The organism is Stenotrophomonas sp. YJH_SMC_69 (assembly GCF_059370495.1).
In genome coordinates, this window is record NZ_JCAFTS010000011.1 from 20,777 (window position 1) to 40,796 (window position 20,020).

Here is a 20,020-nt window from a genome sequence, read left to right on the forward strand (position 1 = left end):
CCCTGCATTGGAGGTGCCCGCATGCCCCTTGCCGCTGCCGACTGGCCCGTCGCCCAGTCCGTTGAACAGATCGCCGCCAACCTGGTCACGGTGCGCCAACGCATCGCCGATGCCTGCGCCCGCGTCGGCCGTGACCCGGCCAGCGTGCGCCTGCTGCCGGTCAGCAAGACCGTCGATGACGCCCGCATCCGCATGGCGGTGGCCGCCGGTTGCCGCGAGCTGGGCGAGAACAAGGTGCAGGAGGCGCAACGCAAGGCCGAGACGATGGCCGATCTTGGCGTGCACTGGTCGGTGATCGGGCATCTGCAGACCAACAAGGCGCGCTACGTGGCGCGCTTCGCCAGCGAGTTCCAGGCGCTGGACAGCCTGCGCGTGGCCGAAGCACTGCAGCAGCGCCTGCAGCTGGAAGACCGCACGCTGGATGTGTTCGTGCAGGTCAACACCTCCGCCGAACCCAGCAAGTACGGCTTGGAACCCGCTGCCGTCGAGGCCTTTGTGCAGCAGCTTCCAGCGTTCGATCGCCTGCGCGTGCGCGGCCTGATGACGCTGGCCATCTTCACCCCGGAGGTCGAGCGCGTGCGTGCCTGCTTCGTGCGCCTGCGCGAACTGCGCGACCAGCTGCAGCGCACTGCACCTCCCGTCATCGACCTTTCGCAGTTGTCGATGGGCATGTCCGGAGACTTCGAAGTGGCGATCGAGGAAGGTGCCACCGTGGTCCGCGTCGGGCAGGCCATCTTCGGCGCACGCGCCACCCCGGACAGTTTCTACTGGCCCAGCAATGGAGCCTCCGCATGAAGCACGCGGTCGTCCTGCAACACGTCGCCTTTGAAGACCTCGGCACCCTGCAGCCACTGCTGTCGGCACAGGGCTGGCAGCTGCAGGTGCTGCAGGCCGGTGTCGACACCCTCGATCCGGCCGAAACCGCCGACCTGCTGGTCGTGCTGGGCGGCCCGGTCAGCGTCAACGATGTTGATCGCTATCCCTTCCTCAACGACAGCATCGCGTTGTTGCAACGTCGGCTGCAGCAGCAACGGCCCACGCTGGGCATCTGCCTCGGCGCGCAGCTGATGGCGCGCGCACTCGGTGCCGACGTCGCCGCCAGTGGCGGCAAGGAGATCGGCTTTGCGCCGCTGCTGCTGACTGATGAAGGCCAGCGTTCTCCGCTGCAGTCCCTGCAGGGCATTCCGGTACTGCATTGGCATGGCGAGGCGTTCGAACTCCCGGCCGGTGCACGTCGCCTGGCCAGCACGCCGGCCTGCCGCCACCAGGCCTTCGCCATGGGCAGCCATGCGTTGGCCCTGCAATGCCACCCGGAACTGGATGCCCGCCAGTTCGAACGCTGGCTGATCGGCCACACCCTGGAGCTGGCGCAGGCCGGCATCGATCCGAACGATCTTCGCGCCCAGGCACGCCGTTACGGTGCACCGCTGGCGGCGGCGGCCACCGCGATGTTCGACCATTGGCTGCAGGAGCTGCCGGAGACACCGCAATGAACTACCGATTGCAGATCCACCGCGATGGCGCCCACTGGGGCCACTTCGACTGCAGCGGCCCCGATGCCATGCAACGCATGGACACCATCGCCGCGCAGCTGCCTGCCGAACAGGGCTTCCAGCTGAAACGGCAGAAAGGTGTCGGCGAAGAGCGCATCCTGTCCAGCAATGCCGACGGCCTGCGCGTACTGGCTTCGCAGATCCAGTACCGCGACATCTGACGATCGTCACGGTAGTGCCGGCCGCTGGCCGGCACCCGAATCTGGCCGGCCAGCGGCCGGCACTACCACGGCTGTTCGCCCGCGTGCGAAGCTTCACGCATGCTGACCCTGCAACGCGGCAGCCACCACGGGCTGCTGGTCGCCCCGCGCTGGCCCTCCACCCGTATCCAACTGGAAGAAGAGGTACTGCAACGCCTGCTCGATGCGCAGGCAATGCTGCCTGCCGGGCTGCGACTGCTGCTCACGCGCGGCTTCGAACCCAGCCACAGCCGGCTCGGCAGCTTCCGTCGTGGCGTGCGTTGGCTCGGTATCGCGTTGTTCCGGGCCTGCTATCCGCAACGCCATGATGAGGTCGATGCCATCTTCGGCGCCAACGGCCACGACATCGATGGCCGTCATATCGATGTCTCGCTGGTACTGCACGGCAAGCGGCTACGGCTGCTGCCCGTGGGCGTATTCACCCCGCCACGCTGGCAGGATCGTCGCGTCGCCCGCCATGCCGAAGCGGTCGCGCGGGTGAAGCGCAGCCTGCAGCGCTGCGGCTTCAAGCTGCATCACAACCCCACCGAAGCCCTGCAGATCCACTGCGATTATCGCCCGCGCTGATCTCCCGTCCCGGGCAGGCGTGTCACGCCCATCGATAGATGCAAATGATTCTCTTTTGCTGTAAGGTGCAGCCGCTGCCCTTGCCGCCGCGGGCTGTTCCCTTTCCCAGTTGTCGCCCGCCCCGTGTCCACGCCTGTCGAACCGACGGATGTCGCGCAGCTGTGCGCGGCCCATTACCGGCCGCTGCACGCCCATGTCCGCCGTAAACTCCCGCAACGCAGCGACGCCGATGACGTCGTCCAGGAAACCTGGCTGCGTGTCCTCAAGGTCGCCGCCAGCGGCCTGCTGAGCAACGGCCGCGCCTACCTGTACCGCGTCGCCCACAATCTGATCGCCGATCACTACCGGCAACGCCAGCGCCGTCGTGAGGAAGCGCTGGATGATGCCCAACTGCACGCCCTCGCCGATCCTGCGCCGCTGCCGGAGCAGCACCTGCTGGACGCCGAACAGCTGCGCCATCTCGACGCGATCATCGCCGCGCTGCCACCGCGCTCGCGCCAGGTATTCCTGCTGGCCCGGGTGGAGCAGATGGCACTGGCCGAGATCGGCCGCCGGCTCGGCATCAGCCGGCAGACCGCGCACGGCCATCTGCTGCGTGCGCTGGTGGCGCTGCAGCAGGTACCCGGCGCATGAGCCCGGAGGCGATCGCGCGCGAGGCCGCGCGCTGGTGGCTGGACGGCCACGACGGCGGCCGCGACGAGCGTGCCTTCAACCAGTGGTACTACGCCGATTGCCGCCACGCCGCGCAGTACCAGCACCTGCAGGCGCTCTGGCAGGCCGGTGATGCCACGCCCAGCCTGCAGCGGCATCAGCGCAAGCGGCAGCGCCGGCACCTGCGCGACGCCGGCACTGCCGTGCTGCTGCTTTGCGTCTTGGGCCTGTATACCCGCCAGGCCGCACCACCGGCCGCGCAGGTGATGCGCACGGCGACAGGCGAGATCCGTGAAGAAGTACTGCCGGACGGCTCGCACGTGCTGCTGTCACCCGGAAGCGAAGTCCATGTCCGCATCGATGCACAGCGCCGCCAGCTGCAGCTGCAGCACGGCCAAGCCTGGTTCAAGGTAGCCGCCGATGCGCAGCATCCGTTCCAGGTGCATACGACGCACGGCATGGTCACCGCGCTCGGCACGGCCTTCGACCTTGCCGTGCAGGACAACGACAGCGTGGTCACCGTCACCGAGCATCGCGTCCGTGTGGACAGCGGCACCCGCAGTGAGCAGGCCATCGAAGGGCAGCAGCTGCGCTTCGATGGACAGGCACCGATCATCGGCCTGGCCGCCAGCCACAGTGCCCTGGCCTGGCGCGAGCGTCGCCTGCATTGGGTCTCCACGCCCTTGGCCGAGGTCACCCAGGGCCTGGATCGCTGGCATGGCGGCCACACCTGGATCATCGGCGCACACCTGCGCCAGCAGCCGGTCACCCTGCTCGGCAGTGCAGACGGTGCGGCGCGCAGCCGCGACCAGCTGGCCACGCAGCTGCATGTACGCGTGCTGCGCCTGGGCGCGGGCGTGCAGGTGTGGCTGCCGCCACGCAGGGAACATCGCGATGCACCCTGACATCGGCCCTGCCACTGCGTCTACCCAGGATGACGACGCGCTGCGTCAGCCCCTGGAGCTCCCGATGCTGTTTCACCGTCCCCTTGTCCTCGCCCTGTCACTGGCCTGCGCCGGTCCGCTTCCGTTGTTACCTGCCAGCGCACACGCGCAGGCCGCCTCCCGTCACTTCGATCTTCCTGCGCAACCGCTGGCCAGCGCGCTGGATGCCTACAGCCGGCTGACCGGTGTCGATCTGGTGATCGGCGCGGCATTGCCAGGCGGCCAGACGGCGCCGGCACTACGCGGACGGTTCGACGACGCGCAGGCCCTGTCGCGCCTGCTGGCCGGTAGCGGCCTGCGCCCCCGTTTCATCGACGCGCGCCGCGCCACCCTGGAACCGGCGCCGGCCGCCCCCTCAGATGGCAGCCGTCGAACCGGCCCGCTGCGCGTACAGGGCGATATCGCACACGGCCATTCCCCCGGTGCAGGCGCCAGCCAGTATGTCCCGGCGGCCCGCGATGGCTTTGCGCCCGCCGTCGGCAGCGAGCGCGTGGCGATGGCCGAACGCCAGGACGGCAACAGCCTGCTGCGTTCGATGCCCGGCACCCACAGTTTCCACTCGCGCAGCCAGCCCGGCCTGCAGGTCAACATCCGCGGCATGACCGGCGCCGGGCGGGTCAACACCATGATCGATGGTGTCACCCAGACCTTCCGCAACAACGCGGGCCATGGCTCCGGCGGTCCGTTCGCCTACGTCGACCCTTTCCTGCTGGCCGGTGTGGACGTGCAACGCGGTGCGGTCGCCGGTGGTGATGGTGCCGGCACGCTGGCCGGCAGTGCCAATTTCCGCACGCTGGACATCGACGACCTGCTCGGCGAAGGCCGTGACTGGGGCCTGCGTGCGGGCTATCGCCATGGCAGCAACGGCTATGGCAGCGGCCGCACCTTCGCCGGCGCATGGCGCCACAGCGAGGACGGCGGTGACCGCCAGTTCGGCCTGCTGGCCGCTGCCAGCAGCAGTCGCAGCGGCGAGTACGCCACGGCACGCGGGCAGAAGAACAATGCCGACCCCGGCAGCCAGCAGCCCAGCAGCTGGCTGTTGAAAGCACGCCTGCAGCCCAGTGACCAGCATCGGCTGGACCTGAGCCACATGCGCTACGAAAACGACTTCTACCACAACTACCCGTGGCAGATTTCCGCACGCAACCAGCGCGCCAGCTACCACTACACGCCCTACACGCCGTGGATCGACCTGCGCGCGACCTTCGCCGGCAACAAGACCCGGCTGTTCTATCCACCCGTGGAGGATTCCAGCTACATCGGCCGCCGCACCCACACCAGCCTGAGCAGCTGGACGCTCGACAACACCAGCCGCTTCGATATCGGTGCACTGCAGGCACGCTGGAACACCGGCATCAAGCACCAGTCGGACGTCTACGTGGCCGACACCCCCATCCTGCGCGGCGCCAACCCCCAGGGCCGCAGCCAGCTGGACGGCGTGTTCAGCACGCTGGAACTGCAGTACGACATCTACGCGCTGACTGCAGGCCTGCGCCAGGATCGCTATGGCATCCGCGGCCACGTCCCGGTGTGCTCGGATGTGCCTGGCCAGTGCGCCGAGATCAACGGCGGCGGCATCGACGTGCGCCGTACCCAGCGCGCACTCAGCCCCAGCCTGGCGGTATCGTGGCAGGCCACCGACTGGCTGCAACTGTTCGCCGAAGCCTCGCGTACTTCCCGCCCGCCGCGGGTGCAGGAGATGTTCTTCGAGAAGATCCCGCTGGAAGGCATGAGCGATGCCGACGGCGTGGGTGCCAACCCGTTCCTGCGCCGTGAGCGCTCGCGCAACCTGCAGTTCGGCGCCAACCTCAGCGCCTCCTCGCTGCTGACCGACGGTGACCTGGCGCAGCTGCGCGTCACCCGCTTCGACAACCGCATCCGCGACTACATCAAGCCGCAGTACCTGCTGATCGTGCACCCGCCGGAGGTGGGGCCTTTCGTGGTACCGATCGACAGCGATCAGCAGCTCACTGCCTGGACCGATGCCCTGGACGTGGACGACTTCAGCACCACCACGCGCTGGATGAACCACCCCGGCGTGGTGCGCATGCGCGGTATCGAGCTGGAAGCGCACTACGCCAGCGCGCACTACCACGCCACGCTGAGCTGGACCCGCTCGCGCACCAGTGCGCCTGCCATCGAATTCGTCAACCTGGAAGACATCACCGCCCTGCCCGACCGCTTCTGGACGTTGGATGTCGGCGGCCGCTGGTGGCAGCAGCGCGTGCAGGCCGGCCTGCGCGCCGAATACTCCGGGCCCACCGAAGAAGGCTACGACTTCTTCCAGACCCGCAGGACCGGCGGTACCGGTGTACTGCTCGACTTCTACACCAGCTTCAAGCCCCAGCCCAACACCACGCTGTGGCTGAACATCGAAAACCTGCAGAACAAGGCCTATGACAACAATGCCTCGATCGACAGCATCTTCAGCCCGATCCTGGACCGCGGCAACGGCCGTGGCCGCACCGTCTCGATGGGCGTCAATGTGGCGTTCTAGCCGTCGCTGGCTGCCGCTGTGCCTGCTCGCACTGGCCGCAATCGCCAGCGCGCAGCCTATGCCCGGCACGGTGATCGACCTGGCCAGCGGGCAGCGCCTGGACGAAGCCGCGTTCGTGAAGCGTGCAGCGAACGCCCCGCGGCTGCTGCTGGGCGAACGCCACGACCTGGCCGGTGACCACGCCGCCCAGCGCTGGCTGCTGCACGCGCTGCAACGGCAGCGTCCACAAGGCGCGCTGGTGATGGAGATGATCGCCAGTGAACGCCAACCGCGCCTGCAGCGGGTGCAGCGCTGGCTGGCCAAGGGCAACCATGCCGATGGTGCGCGCCTGCAGGCGCTGCTGGGCTGGGATACACGCTGGACATGGGCCACCTATGGCGGGCTGGTACAGGACGCCACCGCCGCCGGCATCCCCCTGTTCGGCGGCAACCTGTCGCGTGCCGAGGTCAATGCGTTGCTTGCCTCCAACACGTCGGTGCGGTTTCCGATGCCCACCGCCCGGCAACGCCTGTCGGCCGTGGTGCTGGCCCAGCACGCAGACGCCGCACCGATGCTGGAAGGGATGCTGGCCGTGCAACAGGCCCGCGACACCCGCATGGCACAGGCACTGACCGCAGCCCCTGCACCCGCGCTGCTGGTGGCCGGCCGCTGGCATGTACTGCGCGGCACCGGCGTGCCGGGCTACCTGCCACCGGAGGTACCGGCACTGGTGATCGCGCTTGCGTCACCCGACGAAGGCGTCGATGCGGCCGACGCCGATCTGCTGTGGGTGCCGGGCGATGAGTGAACGCGGCCAACACTGGCAGGCGATTGCCATCAGCATCGGCCTGCACCTGTTGCCCTTGCTGCTGTTGGTGCACTGGATGGCCGCGCCACCGTTGCTGCCGCCGCCTGAGCAGGATGTGCGCATCAGCCTGCGCCTGCTGGCACCGGCTACGCCTCCCCAGCCGGTCGAAGAGCGCCTGGCCGACACCCCCAGCCAGGCGCAGCAGGCGCGCGCGTCGCAACCGGCGAAGTCGCCCCCTCCGCCAAAGCCCACCGCCGCGCGCGAGGGCGAGGTGGCCGCCAGCGAGCTCGGTGGCCCTGGCCGGCAAGCCCTGCCGGTCGCCCCGCCTGCGGCCGTGACCGATGCGAGTCCCGCACCGGCATCGATCACGGCCGCGCCGCCCGCTCCCGACGCACCACCGGCGGACTTCCAGGCCGGCGCCGCCAGCGACCAGTGGGAAGCCCGCCTGATGGCGCGGCTGGAGCGTTATCGCTACTACCCCGCCGTCGCGCGCTCGCGCCGGCAGCAGGGAACGACTTGGGTCAGGGCCAGCATCGATCGCGAGGGACGCCTGCAGGCCCTGCGGCTGGAGCAGTCCAGCGGCCAACCGATGCTCGACGACGCCGCACTGCAGACGTTCCGCCGCGCGCAGCCGCTGCCGCCCATTCCCATGGAAATGAAGGCACCGCAGGAACTGGTGGTGCCGGTGGAGTACTACCTGCGCTAGGCGGCGTAGGCCTCCGCCTCGATCTCGAACAGCATGCCGTCCAGCGCCAGCCGTGGCACAGGAATCAGGGTGCAGGTCGGCGCTGCGCCGTTCGGCCAACGCCGCCGTACCTGCCGGGCGATGATGCCCAGCCGGTCCTCGTCGTGGTCGACCACCAGGATTCGCAACCGCGCGACATCGGCCAGGCTGGCCTGCGCCGAACGCAATGCGATCTGCAGGTTGTCCAGTGCCTGCTCGACCTGTTCCCCGAAGCCGGGGGAGAGATGACCATCGGCATCCTCACCGCCCTGCCCGGCGATATGGATCACCCGCGCCGGCAACCGCACCACGGCCACGTGTGAGTACCCATTGGCGGCAGGGTCGTAGAGGCCGGGAGGATTGAACAGCTCCAGCAGGCCGTGACTGAGGTCCGGGGTGGTCAGCAGGTTCATGCCGCATGCCTCATGGGGAATGCGAGGCAGTCTGCGACCTCAACCAGAGTTGAGGTCAAACCGATCCGCTGCAACAGTCCGGTCCGCCATGCGCAACGATCGTGCCCACGTGTAGAGCCGAGCCCACGCTCGGCTGCTCAGCGCGAATGGCAGCCGAGCATGGGGCTCGGCTCTACCGTTCACGGCTCACGTCCACGCCGGGTCTGCCGTGAAATCAATGGTCAGCCAGAACGTACTGCCCCGAGCATCCAGCCGCACCGCGATCTCGTCACGCATCGCATCGACTTCGCCTACCGACCCCAGCGGCGTGATCGGGTCAGCCAATACATGGATCTCGATGAAGCGCATCCGCCCCATCTTCGCCACATGGCTGGTGAAACCGGCATAGCCACGCTCGGCCACGAACGCCTGCATCACCTGCTGCACGCGCCGGTCCAGATCATCCGGCGCCACCTGCAGCACTTCGCGCATGGCCTTCCACGCGCTGCGCGCCGGCACCGGCAGCATCGCCAGGCTGATCAATGCCAGCACGATCGAATCCAGGTACGGCACCCAATGGTGCCACTCACCACCGTGCAGGACCAGCGCCAACACGAAGGCCAGCACCACTGCCAGGCTCATCAACCCGCCCAGCAGCCAGCCACGCACATCCAGCCATAACAGCGCCGAGCGCAGATGCCGCGCCCGCTGCGCAACGAACGCCGCCATCGCCAGGTTGCTGGCACTCAGCAGCGCCGCCCACCACAGCGCGGGCCCGAATTTCACTTCGTGCCCGCCCGTGGTCAGGCCGATCACCGCGTTGGCCAGCGCATACACGCAGGCCAGCGACAGGATCACACCACCCAGCGCTTCGACCATCGGCTCCAGGTGCCAGTAGCCGTACTGAAAGCGCGGGCTTTGTTCCCGCGCCACCAGCCGCAGCACCGACAACGACACCAGGGTCAGGGCGACGTCGACCAGGCTGTACACGCCGTCGAACAGGATGGCCTGCGATCCCACCAGCAGGCCACCGCCGAAGCCGACCGCGCTCACCGCAAGGGTGACCCCGATCGAGAACGTCAGGATGCGTTGCTCGCGCGCGGTATCCATCGTTCGCCGATGAGCCGACCGTTACGGGTCAGGCCTTCAGCACCTCCACCTTGTACGAGACCGCATCACCCTCCTGCTCGATGATGAGCCCGTGCACGTCCGATTCGAAGCCCGGGAAACGGGCGTTCTGCTCGCGGGCGATGCGCAGCGACTGGATGATCGGCTCGTCGCTGTCGCCGAAGCGCTCGCCCGGCATGATGGTCGGGATGCCCGGCGGGTACGGCACCAGCATGGTCGCCGCGATGCGGCCACTGATCTGCTCGATGTCGACCCGCTCGATCTCGCCCTTGACCAGGTGGTTGTAGGCATCGGCCGGGGTCATCACCGGCGTCGGCAGGTCCACGTACATCTCGCGCATCACCTTGGCCACGGCAAATTCCTGGTTGAACGCATGCAGCGCGTCGCACAGGTCACGCAGGCCCCAGCCGGCGTAGGCATTCGGATAATCGGCGGCCAGCGTCGGCAGTGCCTGGCTCAGCGGCGCATTGCGGTCGTACAGTTCCTTGAACGCCATCAGCTCGGTGACCAGGGTGCTCCACTTGCCCTTGGTGATGCCCATCGAGAACAGGAACAGCACCGAGTACAGGTTGGTCTTTTCCACGGTGATGCCGCGGCCCCACAGGAACTTGCTCAGCACCGCCGCCGGGATGCCCAGCCTGCCCATGCTGCCGTCCATTGCCAGGCCCGGGGTCAGCAGGGTCACCTTGATCGGATCGATCAACACATAGCCGTCAACCAGGTTCTCGAAGCCGTGCCAGTGCGCGTCCGGCCGCAGGTACCACTCCTCGCGCTTGGCCACCAGCGGTGCCGGCGTATCGCCCTTGTCCAGGCTGCGCTCGACCTGGGTTGGCTGCCACACGCTGAACCACCAGTCGTCGCGACCGAGATCATCGCGGACGTGCAGCATCGCGCGGCGGAAGGCAATTGCCTCGTCATGCATTTCCTGCACCAGCGAGCGCCCGGCATCGCCTTCCATCATCTTCGAGGCCACGTCACAGGCGGCAATCACCCCGTAGTGCGGGCTGGTCGAGGTGTGCATCATGAACGACTCATTGAAGCGCTCGGCATCAAGGTTGCGTTGCGCCGAGTTGCGGACGTGGATCATCGACGCCTGCGAGAACGCAGCCAGCAGCTTGTGGGTGGAATGCGTGGTGAAAATGATCGCATCCTGCTCACGCGGCTTGCCCTTGGCCATGCCGTAGTGGTTCTCGTAGAACGGATGGAACGCGGCGTAGGCGTACCACGCTTCGTCGAAGTGCAGGAAATCGACCGCGCTGCCGATCTCGTCGGCGATCTTCTCGGCGTTGTAGCACAGGCCGTCATAGGTCGAGTTGGTGACCACCGCGATGCGCGGCTTGGAACCGGCCTTGTACGCCTGGCTGGCCAGCGGGTTGGCCGCGATGCGCTGCTGCAGCGACTCCGGCGTGAACTGGTCCAGGCTGATCGGGCCGATGATCCCGTGCGCGTTGCGACTGGGCGTGAAGTACACCGGCACCGCACCCGTCATGATCAGCGCGTGCAGCAGCGACTTGTGGCAGTTGCGGTCAACGAACACCACGTCGCCGCGGGCCACCGTGCCATGCCAGACGATCTTGTTGGCGGTGGAGGTGCCATTGGTGACGAAGAAGGTGTGGTCGGCACCGAAGTTGCGTGCCGCCTCGTTCTCGGCATCCTTGATCGGGCCGGTGTGATCGAGCAGCGAGCCCAGCTCCGGCACCGAGATCGACAGATCGCTGCGCAGGGTGTTCTCGCCATAGAACTGATGGAATGCGCGGCCGACCGGCGACTTGGTGAATGCCACGCCGCCTGCATGGCCCGGCGTATGCCAGGAATAGTTCGACTCGGCCGCATGATGGATCAGCGCCTTGAAGAAAGGCGGCAGCAGGTTCTTCATGTAGTCTTCGGCCGCGCGCATCACCTGCCGCGAGATGAAGCTCTTGGTGTCTTCGAACAGGAAGATGAAACCGTGGATGTACTTGAGCAGCTTGCTCGGCACCTTCTCGATGGTGCGGCGCTCGCCGTACAGGAACACCGGCAGATTGGCACGGCGCGCGCTCTGCTCGCGCAGGAAGGCGGTCAGGCGCTGGAACTCGCCATCCACCTCTTCGCTGCCATCGATCGAGATCAGCACCGCCGAGGCCGCCACGTAGGTGCGGGCACCGGCCCGGGCGTCATCCAGGTTCAGCCCGCACAGCACGCGCTGGTCGTTGCTGCGCAGCTCTTCCACCAGCGCACGGATCAGGATGCCACCGATGCGCGGCGACTCGTAGTCGTTGTCGATGACAATGACCGGGTAGTCCAGGGACTTGAAGTACACGTTGATTCTCCTTGTCGAACTCAGGAATGCCGGGCGCCGGCGCTGATCGCCGAGGCCTCGCGGGCGCGCTGCCGCTGCTGGCGGCGCTCCTCGCTGAAGAAGGGATAGAACACGGTGATGAACAGCACGAACAGGAAGGCGTACTGCACGATGGTCCCCGACGAGCCGTAGATCGCCCACAGGCAGTACACGACGGTCAGGCTGGTCAGCGTCCAGAACGCACCGGTGTGGACCAGGGTGTGCGAACGCTCGACCACGAAGTAGCACGCCACGCACGAGTAGATGTAGGGCAGCAGGGTCAGCACCACGGCCGCCGACGTGATCACGTCGAACTGGGCCGACGCGGTTTCCGAGGTGGAGGTCACCAGCACCGCCAGGGTCATCAGCACCGCCACGATCAGCACGCCCTTGACCGGCACGTCGTCCTTGTTGGTCTTGCTGAAGATGCTCGGGAACAGGCCGTCATCCGACGCTGCCTTGGCACTCTGCGCGGTCAGCAGGATCCAGCCACCCAGCGAGCCGGCGGCACCGATGAAGGCGCACAGGCTGACCAGCGCGCCGCCCCAGCCACCGACCGCCTTGGCCGCCGCCAGCGCGAACGGTGCGTCGGACACCTGCAGTTCCGCGTTCGGCACCATGCCCATGATCACCGACGAACTGGCGATGTAGGCGATGGCAGCCAGGAACACGCCGGCCAGCGTCGCGCGGGCGACGTTCTTCTCCGGATTTTCGACCACACCGGCAGTCACCGATGCAGACTCGACGCCGATGAAGGCCCACAGGGTCAGTGCCGCGGCGCTCGAGATCGCACCGAAGTTCGACTCGCCAGACACGTTGTAGGCGCCCTTGAAGATGTCGGCATCGAAGAAGAACCAGCCGAAAATGGCGATGCCCAGGATCGGCACCAACGCAAAGCTGGTGGTGACCGTCTGCACGCGGCTGACGAAGGCCGGACCGATCACGTTGGCAAAGCTCAGTGCCCACACCAGCACCAGCACCGCGATGCAACGCACCAGCGGCTCGGACAGGATCGGGAAGAAATAGCTGAAATAGCCCACCGCCGCGATCGGAATGGCGACGTTGCCGATCCAGTTGGCGAACCAGTAGATGGTGTTGGTCTGGAAGCCCATGTACGGCCCGAACCAGTCGCGCGCGTAGGCATAGGGACCGCCCGCCTTGGGTGCGAGCTTGCCCAGCTTGGCGAACACGAAGGCCAGCAGCAGCGCACCGGCGGTGGTGATCAGCCAGCCCCAGATCGAGGCGGTACCGATCTTGGCCAGGCTGGACGGCAACAGGAACACGCCTGAGCCCATCATGTTGCCGGCGACGAGGAAGGTGGCTCCGACCACCCCGATTTTCTTTGCTTCTGCCATGACGATCTCCGGTACTGGCATGAGCCCGGCAGCACCGGGCGTGGGGACGGTTACGCTGGCGTACGACCGCTGGCGTCTATTTGATGAAGTTGTATTGCAGGCTGCCCTGCACCCGGACCGTGTCGCCGCGTGCGCCGCCCTGCTGTTCCAGCCGGCCGTACAGCAGCTCCATGCCCATCGTCCAGGACGGCGCCGGGCTCCAGATCAGGTTGAACACGCCGTAGCGGCTCTGCCGGAATGCATCAGCGGCGAGTGCGGCGTTGCGCTCCAGGGTCAGCTGGCCAAAGATCAGGTTGGAGCGCCACAGCGCGGACCAGTAATGGGTGTAGCCGACGAAACCGCCGTGCAGGTCCAACGCGGCGAGGCGGCCATCGGCACCGACCACTGCGTCCAGTCCGGAGCCGGTCAGGTCGGCGGTGTAGCGACTGAGGCCGCGCCCGCCGAGTACGCCGAACAGCAGCAGGTCGCGCTCGCCCACTGACGCCGAGCCGCTCAGCTGCAGGCCACCGGCCATGCGCCGGTCGCGCTCGCCATCGCCGTCGTAGGCCAGGCTGCGTGCCACCGCGCCCAGCTGCAGGTGGCCCCAGTCGCGCTCCAGGCGCGCGGTCACGGTCACATCGGGCAGGCGGTTGACTGCCGTGCGAGCATCGCTGGCGCCGGCGAGTTCAGTCTTCGGGTCTTCAGCAGCGACGGTCAGGGTGTTGCCCTTGCCTATCGCAAAACTGTGGTGGATGCCCGCCACCAGCAGGTATCCGGCGCCGCCCGGCCCGGCGAAGTCAAGCGTATCGGGCAGGCTGTCCGGGTCCATGAAGCTGGAGTAGCCATAGCCGGCATAGGTGTTGCCAAGCTGTCCATAGGCGTGTCGCAGGCGGAACTCATACCCCTCACTGCTGCCGTAGAAATCGTTCTCCAGGTAGAAACGCAGGTTGCCGTGCGTGGTCGGGCGCCGCGCCTCGAAGCTGAAGCGGGTCTGCTTGGCATGGATGTTGAAATTGGAGACATCGCGATGGCTGCCACCCACCGGCATCGACGACGGAATGAACTGATCTTCGTCACCGGCCGCACGCGAATCGGCAATCGCATCGAGCTTGGCGTAGCCGCCAATGCGGATCACCGTATCGGTGCCGGGAATGGTGAAGAAGCCTTTCAGATCGGGGTCGGTCGGACCGGCTGCGCTGTCGGGACGCGACGCCGCCGTTGAGGGATCGGCCACCGATTCGCGCTGCGGCAGCACCGGTTGCGCCACGCCCGGCACCTGGGTCGGGTGCAGCATGCTGGCGCTGCCGCCCGCCGTTGCTGCCGGGGTCGGGGCCTGCGCCACGGCGGCAGGCGCTGAGCCCTCGCGCTGCTCAAGCCGATCCAGGCGCTGCTGCATGCCTTCCAATGCCTGGCGCATGGCAGCGATTTCCTGCCGCAACGCCTGCGCATCTTCCTGGCCATGCTGCTGCGCATACGCTGGCGCGATCGCCAGTGCGGTCGAACAGGCCAGACTCAGTACAGCCAAGCGCATTGCATCCTCCCTGGACAAACACTCGCAGCGCGCTGGCCGGATACAGGCGCACAGTGCCCTGGCCTCGCGTTGCCGTTGCTGGAAATGCGGATACTGCGTTGACGACACCGGCCAGCCTGCATCCGGCAGGCAACAGGACGATGACACTGCCCTGCCCGCACCGGTGTCGAGTCCATCAAGGCCGCGCTGCCAGAGAGGTGGCGACCGCAGCGGTCTGGGTAACAATCGGGGAGTGAGAGTGTCGTGAATGGCTGTGCCGACCGCCCTGGTTCAAGGCATGTCTGGCGCGGCATCCATGGCGCGTTGACGCTGTATTCCATGCGTCAACAGGCTAATCCGCCTGTCGTTTTTGACCTTGATTGGAATCAAGGCGCGATGCTTGATGTCAGTCACGATTCAGATGTGACGACGAACAGCTGCTGCGCAGCCCTGCTGCCCTCTCCGCCCGCCGCAGGAGCGCCGAAATGCAACAGGCCCGCATGCTGCCATGCGGGCCTGTCGGTTACATCACGACGTTGGCGGCGATCAGCGCGGACCCAGCACCGTCTGCAGGTCGGCGCCCTGCGGCAGGCCCGCGCGACGCTGCACCTGCCCTTGTGCATCCTGGAACAGGATGCCCGGCGTGCCCTGGAAGCCCATCTCGATCATCAGGACCTGGTTGGCATCAAGCTTGCCTGCGATCTCGCGACTGATGCTCGGTAGCGCCTTGATGCCGCCACGGTCGAACTGGTGCTCATTCTCCAGCAGCGCCGCGCTCGGATCACGCGCCGCGAGGATGGCGGCGGCCTTGGCCGGGCTGTCCTCGCGGATCACGCCAACCATGATGTGGCGCAACTGCACCTTGCCGGCGTCAACCCACGGACGCGCCGCTTCCCAGAACTTGTGGCAGTACGGGCAGTTGGCATCGCTGAAGGTATAGACCACACGCGGTGCATCGGCCTTGCCGTCACGCACCCAGGCGCTGGCTTCCAGCTTGGTCCACATCTTGGCCGACATCGGTGCAGCGACCAGCTTCTCCACCGCCTCGGCGGCCACATCGTTGCCTTCGGCATCGAACAGGCTGCCCACCAGCACATGCTTGCCGTCGGCGGTCACGTACGCGGCGGCGGGCTGCTGCCCCCCCACCACGCCGGCGAAGCCACGCAGGCCACCCGGTGCATCAAACTCGGCAACGACTTCGAAGCCGTGCTTCTCGATGCCTTTCAGCACTGCGGGACGGTCACCCTTGGCCGCGGTGGCCGGAGCGCCGGCGGCCGGCGCTGCCGCCGTCTTGCCCGGCGGGGTCTGGGCCTGGCTGCAGGCGGCCAATGCCAGCATGACCGGCAGCAACAGCACCGCCGGAGCGATGCGCAGGGAAGTCGACAACATGGGAACTCCGTAATGAGATGCCCGCGCAGGCTACCGCAGCCGGCGCAGTTTGTGTTCAAGACCCGCGGCCGTCAGTTCGCCAAGGTGCAGTTCACGCAGGCGACCTTCGGCGTCGAAGAACAGCGTCGACGGATAGGCCTGCACACCCAGCACGGTTGACGCCGAGGCGGTATCGTCCAGCAGCACATTGCCCAGCCGGAGCTGTTCGGATGCAATGAAACCCTTCACTTCGTCCAGGGTTTCCCCCTGGTTGAGGAACACGAACTGCACGTCGGTGTGGGTCTGCTGTGCGGATGCCAGCACCGGCATCTCGCGCCGGCAGGGCCCACACCAGCTGGCCCAGAGATTCAGCACCAGTGGCTTGCCCCGGAACTGCTGCAGGTCGATCACGCGCCCCTGCAGATCGGCCACCTGCACCGCCGGCAGCGGCATCCGCTGCTCCTGCCAGGCTGACAGCAGGTGGCTGCCCACCACCCACGACACCACGCCCACCAGTGCGCCCGCCAGCACCGGCGCACGCAACGCGCGCCAGAGCCGCAGCCGCCAGGTGCCCCACGCCAGGCCCGCAGCCAGCACGACTGCAAGGTGATACCCACCGTCGGCGATCTGCAGGATGCTCCACGGGGCCTCACGGTAAAGCGCGAAGTTCAAGGCGACGAAGCTGATGCGTCCGCACAGCAGGCCGATCAGCAACATGTCCAGAACCAGGCTGGCCGCGGAAGGCACTGCCATCCCGTCTTTCCGACGCGGCCACAGGCGTGCTACCGCCATGGCCAGCAGCACGCACATCAGGATCAACACCACCGGCATCGGTACCGGTCCCACACTCGACATCAGCCCACCGGCCCCATCATCCGTTACCTGCATGGTCGAAGCGTCGCGCCCAGGTTGCAAGCGCGACGCCTACTGCAGGCATCAGGCCACGCTGCGCGGCATCTGCATGCCGGGCGCCGGTTGCAGCCCGCGCAGGCTGCCTGCCACCGATGACAACAGCGGCCGCTCGCGCCGCTTGTTGTGGACCAGCCGGCGATAGTTGGCCGGCGTCATTCCAACAATGCGCAGGAACAGACGACGGAATGCGCTCTGGTCGGCATAGCCCACGCCCCAGGCCACTTCATCGATGCCCGCCCCCTGCTGCAACAGCGTCTGCGCCTTGGCGATACGCAACCGCTGGCAATACTCGATCGGGCGCAGGCCGGTGGCCTTCAGGAAGCGCCGCTGCAGGGTGCGCGGCTCCAGCCCGGAAATCTCACAGATCGCACCGAGCGTGGCGCCGCGCGCAGCGGTGGTATGCAGCCAGCGTTGCGCCTTCAGTACGTCGCGATCGCCGTGGGCGAAGTTGGCACTGAAACGCTCGAGATCCTGCTGGATCGCCGCCGGAACCGTGATCCCCAGCTGCTGCGCCACGGAACTCGCCACGCCCTGGCCGTGCAGCCGGTACAGCAGGCGCAGGGCGAGGAAGCGCCAGGCCTGGGAACCGGCCACCGTCAGCAGGTCGCCGTCATCGACCAGCGCGCGCTCGCTGGGTACCCAGCTGGCCGACTGCCCCTGCAGGCCCGGATGGCGCCCGAGGTCCGGACCACTGACGGTGCGCCCAGCCAGCAGACCGGCGCGTGCCAGCATGCTGACACCGTCGCTGGCGGCAGCCAGCAGACTGCCACCGTCGTAATGCGCGCGCAGCCAATCCAGCAGCACCTCATCGGCGCGCAGGCAGACGCCCTGGCTGATCTGGCCAGGCACGGCGATCACGGCGGGGATGTCCGCCTCGAGCATCTCCGCGCCGGCAATGCGATGCACGCCGGTCTGGCTGGCCGGCACGATCCAGCGGGTCACCAGGACACGCTTGAACGGACGGCGCTGCTGCTGGGCAAGCCGGTTGGCGACATGTGCCATCTCGGTCAGCACGGAGGCGGCCGACGGGTCGCCTCCTGGGTATTCGACCACCGCGACCTCGACGAATCCTTCGTTCCTGAATCCTTCCACAGACCATCTCCTCGGTTCGTTGCAGGCCGTCCAGCGGCCGGTTCAGGCGCAGGGTAGGAACTGCCACGACGGTGGGGCTATGAAGAAAGTTGCAAAGTGCGCTGAATGCGCCGTCAGCGACGAGACCTTGACCCTAGACCAGACTCAAGGCTTCACAATGAGCGGCAGCATCCGCAGGAATCCGCCATGAACATTGGTCAACTGGCACGCCGGGCCGGCGTGCCGATCGATACGGTGCGCTACTACGAACGCCAGCAGTTGCTGCCCACGGCGGCACGCTCGGCCGGGGGCTACCGCATCTTCGGTGAGCAGGACCTGCGCCGGCTGCGCTTCATCCGCCGCGCCAAGACGCTGGGCTTCAGCCTGGAAGAAATCGCCGAACTGCTGGCGCTCAGTGACCGCCACTCACAGGACATGGGCAGTGTGCGCGACACGGCGCAGGCCCGGCTGCAGGACATTGCACAACGCATGGCCGAACTGCAGCGCATGCACACCGCGCTTTCTCAGCTGGTCGACGCCTGCCCCGGCCACGGCACGCTGGATCAGTGCCCGATCCTGGCGGCGCTGACCGACGACGCGGCATAGCAACGCGCGTGAAGAAAAGTGCAACAAATGCTTGCCAACCCCCGGGGGCAAGGCTATTATTTCGCTCCTCAGCGACGTGGGGCCATAGCTCAGCTGGGAGAGCGCCTGCATGGCATGCAGGAGGTCAGCGGTTCGATCCCGCTTGGCTCCACCAATCTTTCGGCATTAGGCCGTCGAAAGGTCGCTAAAGAACATTGATGAGAATTGCGTCCCCATCGTCTAGAGGCCTAGGACATCACCCTTTCACGGTGGCGACCGGGGTTCGAATCCCCGTGGGGACGCCACTCATCACGAACAACGAGGACCCGGCCGATAACCGGGTCTTTTTTGTTCACCGCCTACCGGCATTCAGGTTGTGGCGTTGCGGTTCCCCTGCCCTCGTGGCGACGGTCGAACCGGAACGAAAAAAGTTCAAAAAAAACTTCCACAAACGTGAACACGCAGGTATGATAGGCGGCTCGGTAACACGGGGCCATAGCTCAGCTGGGAGAGCGCCTGCATGGCATGCAGGAGGTCAGCGGTTCGATCCCGCTTGGCTCCACCACTTTCGACATTAGGCCGTCGAAGGTTCTACAACTTGAAGTTTTTCGTGCGTCCCCATCGTCTAGAGGCCTAGGACATCACCCTTTCACGGTGGCGACCGGGGTTCGAATCCCCGTGGGGACGCCAGTTTCAAAACGGACTCTGCTCCCGGCAGATCATCCGGAGTTTCATGGGGCCATAGCTCAGCTGGGAGAGCGCCTGCATGGCATGCAGGAGGTCAGCGGTTCGATCCCGCTTGGCTCCACCACTTCGACATTAGGCCGTCGAAGGTTCTACAACTTGAAGTTTTCGTGCGTCCCCATCGTCTAGAGGCCTAGGACATCACCCTTTCACGGTGGCGACCGGGGTTCGAATCCCCGTGGGGACGCCAATTCTTGAAAACCCCGACTCCGATCGGGGTTTTTCTTTGCCTGTGATTCCTGGGAAGGCCCTATCCACGCATGGTGTGGATGGCTTCACCCCGATTACGGCTCAGAACCGCCGATACATCCCGATCGATGCCGGTGCCGTGGGCGCGAAACCAAACTGTGCGTACAACCGATGCGCCTCGCCATCGGCCAGCAGGCTGACGTACGCCGATGGCGGCAGGTTGGCCTGCATCCAGCCATCCAGGCGCCGCATCACTTCCTTGCCCAGGCCCTGCCCCTGCAACCGCGGCAGCACCGCGATATCACAGACCTGCAGGTGGCAGCCGCCATCGCCGACGATACGGCCCATCGCCACCAGCTCAGTGCCCTGGTAGGCACACACGCCGAACAGCGTATTGGGCAGCGCGCGGGCGGCCGCTTCCCGGGCCTTGGCACTGAGGCCTGCAAGCACGCGCAACCGGCAGTAGTCCTCGACCGTGGGCACGGCTTCGCGGAACTGGCAGGTGATGGAATCAGTCATGCGGCATCTCCAGATGGGTCGGGCTATC

At 66.7% G+C, this 20,020-nt stretch carries 19 protein-coding genes and 6 tRNA genes; 16 read left to right on the top strand and 9 right to left on the bottom strand.

Annotation, left to right across the window (positions count from 1 at the left end):
• The first annotated feature begins 21 nt into the window (after positions 1-21).
• The 9 genes from AC5P8F_RS17180 (at position 22) to AC5P8F_RS17220 (ending at position 7,905) form a co-directional block, all read left to right on the top strand.
• Positions 22-795 carry a YggS family pyridoxal phosphate-dependent enzyme gene (locus AC5P8F_RS17180; RefSeq protein WP_041863572.1) on the top strand — a complete coding sequence of 258 codons (774 nt, stop codon included), beginning with the start codon at positions 22-24 and terminating at the stop codon, positions 793-795.
• Positions 792-1,493: a glutamine amidotransferase gene (locus tag AC5P8F_RS17185; RefSeq protein WP_111205925.1), complete on the top strand. Its 702-nt coding sequence runs from the start codon at positions 792-794 to the stop codon at positions 1,491-1,493. The genes AC5P8F_RS17180 and AC5P8F_RS17185 overlap by 4 nt, the downstream gene beginning before the upstream one ends.
• The gene (locus tag AC5P8F_RS17190; RefSeq protein ID WP_014647516.1) at positions 1,490-1,714 is read left to right on the top strand and encodes a hypothetical protein; all 225 of its coding nucleotides are present in this window, start codon (positions 1,490-1,492) and stop codon (positions 1,712-1,714) included. Before AC5P8F_RS17185 ends, AC5P8F_RS17190 begins: the two co-directional genes overlap by 4 nt.
• A gap of 99 nt (positions 1,715-1,813) precedes the next feature.
• Positions 1,814-2,320 (top strand): hypothetical protein, encoded by a 507-nt coding sequence (locus tag AC5P8F_RS17195; protein ID WP_014647517.1) that lies wholly within the window; start codon positions 1,814-1,816, stop codon positions 2,318-2,320.
• Positions 2,321-2,443: 123 nt separating this feature from the next.
• The gene (locus AC5P8F_RS17200) at positions 2,444-2,953 is read left to right on the top strand and encodes an RNA polymerase sigma factor (RefSeq protein ID WP_046431229.1); all 510 of its coding nucleotides are present in this window, start codon (positions 2,444-2,446) and stop codon (positions 2,951-2,953) included.
• Positions 2,950-3,876 carry a FecR family protein gene (locus AC5P8F_RS17205; RefSeq protein ID WP_346601874.1) on the top strand — a complete coding sequence of 309 codons (927 nt, stop codon included), beginning with the start codon at positions 2,950-2,952 and terminating at the stop codon, positions 3,874-3,876. Before AC5P8F_RS17200 ends, AC5P8F_RS17205 begins: the two co-directional genes overlap by 4 nt.
• Positions 3,877-3,940: 64 nt before the next feature.
• Positions 3,941-6,412 (top strand): TonB-dependent receptor, encoded by a 2,472-nt coding sequence (locus AC5P8F_RS17210; RefSeq protein WP_495220555.1) that lies wholly within the window; start codon positions 3,941-3,943, stop codon positions 6,410-6,412.
• Positions 6,399-7,199 carry a ChaN family lipoprotein gene (locus AC5P8F_RS17215; protein ID WP_495220554.1) on the top strand — a complete coding sequence of 267 codons (801 nt, stop codon included), beginning with the start codon at positions 6,399-6,401 and terminating at the stop codon, positions 7,197-7,199. The genes AC5P8F_RS17210 and AC5P8F_RS17215 overlap by 14 nt, the downstream gene beginning before the upstream one ends.
• The gene (locus AC5P8F_RS17220; protein ID WP_049406194.1) at positions 7,192-7,905 is read left to right on the top strand and encodes an energy transducer TonB family protein; all 714 of its coding nucleotides are present in this window, start codon (positions 7,192-7,194) and stop codon (positions 7,903-7,905) included. Before AC5P8F_RS17215 ends, AC5P8F_RS17220 begins: the two co-directional genes overlap by 8 nt.
• Here the strand turns inward: AC5P8F_RS17220 and AC5P8F_RS17225 are convergent.
• The 8 genes from AC5P8F_RS17225 to AC5P8F_RS17260 all read right to left on the bottom strand — a co-directional run bounded on the left by AC5P8F_RS17225 (position 7,902) and on the right by AC5P8F_RS17260 (position 17,976).
• Positions 7,902-8,336 carry a RidA family protein gene (locus AC5P8F_RS17225; RefSeq protein ID WP_075075601.1) on the bottom strand — a complete coding sequence of 145 codons (435 nt, stop codon included), beginning with the start codon at positions 8,334-8,336 and terminating at the stop codon, positions 7,902-7,904. The two genes, AC5P8F_RS17220 and AC5P8F_RS17225, sit on opposite strands and share 4 nt — an antisense overlap.
• A 186-nt stretch (positions 8,337-8,522) precedes the next feature.
• Entirely contained in the window at positions 8,523-9,425 is a 903-nt protein-coding gene (locus AC5P8F_RS17230; RefSeq protein ID WP_032957286.1) for a cation diffusion facilitator family transporter, read from the bottom strand.
• A gap of 28 nt (positions 9,426-9,453) precedes the next feature.
• Positions 9,454-11,742, bottom strand: coding sequence for an Orn/Lys/Arg family decarboxylase (locus AC5P8F_RS17235; protein WP_495228640.1), 2,289 nt, complete (start codon positions 11,740-11,742; stop codon positions 9,454-9,456).
• A 20-nt stretch (positions 11,743-11,762) separates the two neighbouring features.
• Complete coding sequence (gene adiC, locus AC5P8F_RS17240) at positions 11,763-13,115, bottom strand: arginine/agmatine antiporter (RefSeq protein ID WP_021204506.1); 1,353 nt, start codon at positions 13,113-13,115, stop codon at positions 11,763-11,765.
• A gap of 76 nt (positions 13,116-13,191) precedes the next feature.
• Entirely contained in the window at positions 13,192-14,625 is a 1,434-nt protein-coding gene (locus tag AC5P8F_RS17245) for a DcaP family trimeric outer membrane transporter (RefSeq protein ID WP_495228642.1), read from the bottom strand.
• Between the two features lie 525 nt (positions 14,626-15,150).
• Complete coding sequence (gene dsbG / locus AC5P8F_RS17250; protein ID WP_032957294.1) at positions 15,151-15,993, bottom strand: thiol:disulfide interchange protein DsbG; 843 nt, start codon at positions 15,991-15,993, stop codon at positions 15,151-15,153.
• Between the two features lie 30 nt (positions 15,994-16,023).
• Positions 16,024-16,827 carry a redoxin family protein gene (locus tag AC5P8F_RS17255; RefSeq protein WP_032957295.1) on the bottom strand — a complete coding sequence of 268 codons (804 nt, stop codon included), beginning with the start codon at positions 16,825-16,827 and terminating at the stop codon, positions 16,024-16,026.
• A gap of 81 nt (positions 16,828-16,908) precedes the next feature.
• Entirely contained in the window at positions 16,909-17,976 is a 1,068-nt protein-coding gene (locus AC5P8F_RS17260) for a GlxA family transcriptional regulator (RefSeq protein WP_180834939.1), read from the bottom strand.
• A 186-nt stretch (positions 17,977-18,162) separates the two neighbouring features.
• Here AC5P8F_RS17260 and AC5P8F_RS17265 point away from each other — a divergent pair, with 186 nt between their 5' ends.
• From AC5P8F_RS17265 to AC5P8F_RS17295, 7 genes are all read left to right on the top strand, one after another.
• A complete protein-coding gene (locus AC5P8F_RS17265) occupies positions 18,163-18,561 on the top strand; it encodes a heavy metal-responsive transcriptional regulator (protein WP_014647531.1) in 399 nt (132 codons plus the stop codon).
• Between the two features lie 78 nt (positions 18,562-18,639).
• Positions 18,640-18,715 (top strand) — tRNA-Ala (locus AC5P8F_RS17270).
• Between the two features lie 54 nt (positions 18,716-18,769).
• Positions 18,770-18,845: transfer RNA gene (locus AC5P8F_RS17275), tRNA-Glu, on the top strand.
• Positions 18,846-19,029: 184 nt separating this feature from the next.
• Positions 19,030-19,105 (top strand) — tRNA-Ala (locus AC5P8F_RS17280).
• Between the two features lie 49 nt (positions 19,106-19,154).
• Positions 19,155-19,230 (top strand) — tRNA-Glu (locus AC5P8F_RS17285).
• Positions 19,231-19,275: 45 nt separating this feature from the next.
• Positions 19,276-19,351 (top strand) — tRNA-Ala (locus AC5P8F_RS17290).
• A 47-nt stretch (positions 19,352-19,398) separates the two neighbouring features.
• Positions 19,399-19,474, top strand: a tRNA-Glu gene (locus tag AC5P8F_RS17295).
• 101 nt (positions 19,475-19,575) lie between these two features.
• Here the strand turns inward: AC5P8F_RS17295 and AC5P8F_RS17300 are convergent.
• Complete coding sequence (locus AC5P8F_RS17300) at positions 19,576-19,992, bottom strand: GNAT family N-acetyltransferase (protein ID WP_014647532.1); 417 nt, start codon at positions 19,990-19,992, stop codon at positions 19,576-19,578.
• Between the last annotated feature and the right edge of the window lie 28 nt (positions 19,993-20,020).

Excerpts from the sequence above, each read along its gene's own strand:
- adiC (WP_021204506.1), bottom strand. The coding sequence starts at position 13,115 with ATGGCAGAAGCAAAGAAAATCGGGGTGGTCGGAGCCACCTTCCTCGTC.
- AC5P8F_RS17205 (WP_346601874.1), top strand. The coding sequence starts at position 2,950 with ATGAGCCCGGAGGCGATCGCGCGCGAGGCCGCGCGCTGGTGGCTGGAC.
- AC5P8F_RS17255 (WP_032957295.1), bottom strand. The coding sequence starts at position 16,827 with ATGTCGAGTGTGGGACCGGTACCGATGCCGGTGGTGTTGATCCTGATG.
- AC5P8F_RS17220 (WP_049406194.1), top strand. The coding sequence starts at position 7,192 with ATGAGTGAACGCGGCCAACACTGGCAGGCGATTGCCATCAGCATCGGC.
- AC5P8F_RS17180 (WP_041863572.1), top strand. The coding sequence starts at position 22 with ATGCCCCTTGCCGCTGCCGACTGGCCCGTCGCCCAGTCCGTTGAACAG.
- AC5P8F_RS17185 (WP_111205925.1), top strand. The coding sequence starts at position 792 with ATGAAGCACGCGGTCGTCCTGCAACACGTCGCCTTTGAAGACCTCGGC.
- AC5P8F_RS17265 (WP_014647531.1), top strand. The coding sequence starts at position 18,163 with ATGAACATTGGTCAACTGGCACGCCGGGCCGGCGTGCCGATCGATACG.
- AC5P8F_RS17300 (WP_014647532.1), bottom strand. The coding sequence starts at position 19,992 with ATGACTGATTCCATCACCTGCCAGTTCCGCGAAGCCGTGCCCACGGTC.
- dsbG (WP_032957294.1), bottom strand. The coding sequence starts at position 15,993 with ATGTTGTCGACTTCCCTGCGCATCGCTCCGGCGGTGCTGTTGCTGCCG.
- AC5P8F_RS17210 (WP_495220555.1), top strand. The coding sequence starts at position 3,941 with ATGCTGTTTCACCGTCCCCTTGTCCTCGCCCTGTCACTGGCCTGCGCC.
- AC5P8F_RS17225 (WP_075075601.1), bottom strand. The coding sequence starts at position 8,336 with ATGAACCTGCTGACCACCCCGGACCTCAGTCACGGCCTGCTGGAGCTG.
- AC5P8F_RS17190 (WP_014647516.1), top strand. The coding sequence starts at position 1,490 with ATGAACTACCGATTGCAGATCCACCGCGATGGCGCCCACTGGGGCCAC.
- AC5P8F_RS17215 (WP_495220554.1), top strand. The coding sequence starts at position 6,399 with ATGTGGCGTTCTAGCCGTCGCTGGCTGCCGCTGTGCCTGCTCGCACTG.
- AC5P8F_RS17245 (WP_495228642.1), bottom strand. The coding sequence starts at position 14,625 with ATGCGCTTGGCTGTACTGAGTCTGGCCTGTTCGACCGCACTGGCGATC.
- AC5P8F_RS17195 (WP_014647517.1), top strand. The coding sequence starts at position 1,814 with ATGCTGACCCTGCAACGCGGCAGCCACCACGGGCTGCTGGTCGCCCCG.
- AC5P8F_RS17230 (WP_032957286.1), bottom strand. The coding sequence starts at position 9,425 with ATGGATACCGCGCGCGAGCAACGCATCCTGACGTTCTCGATCGGGGTC.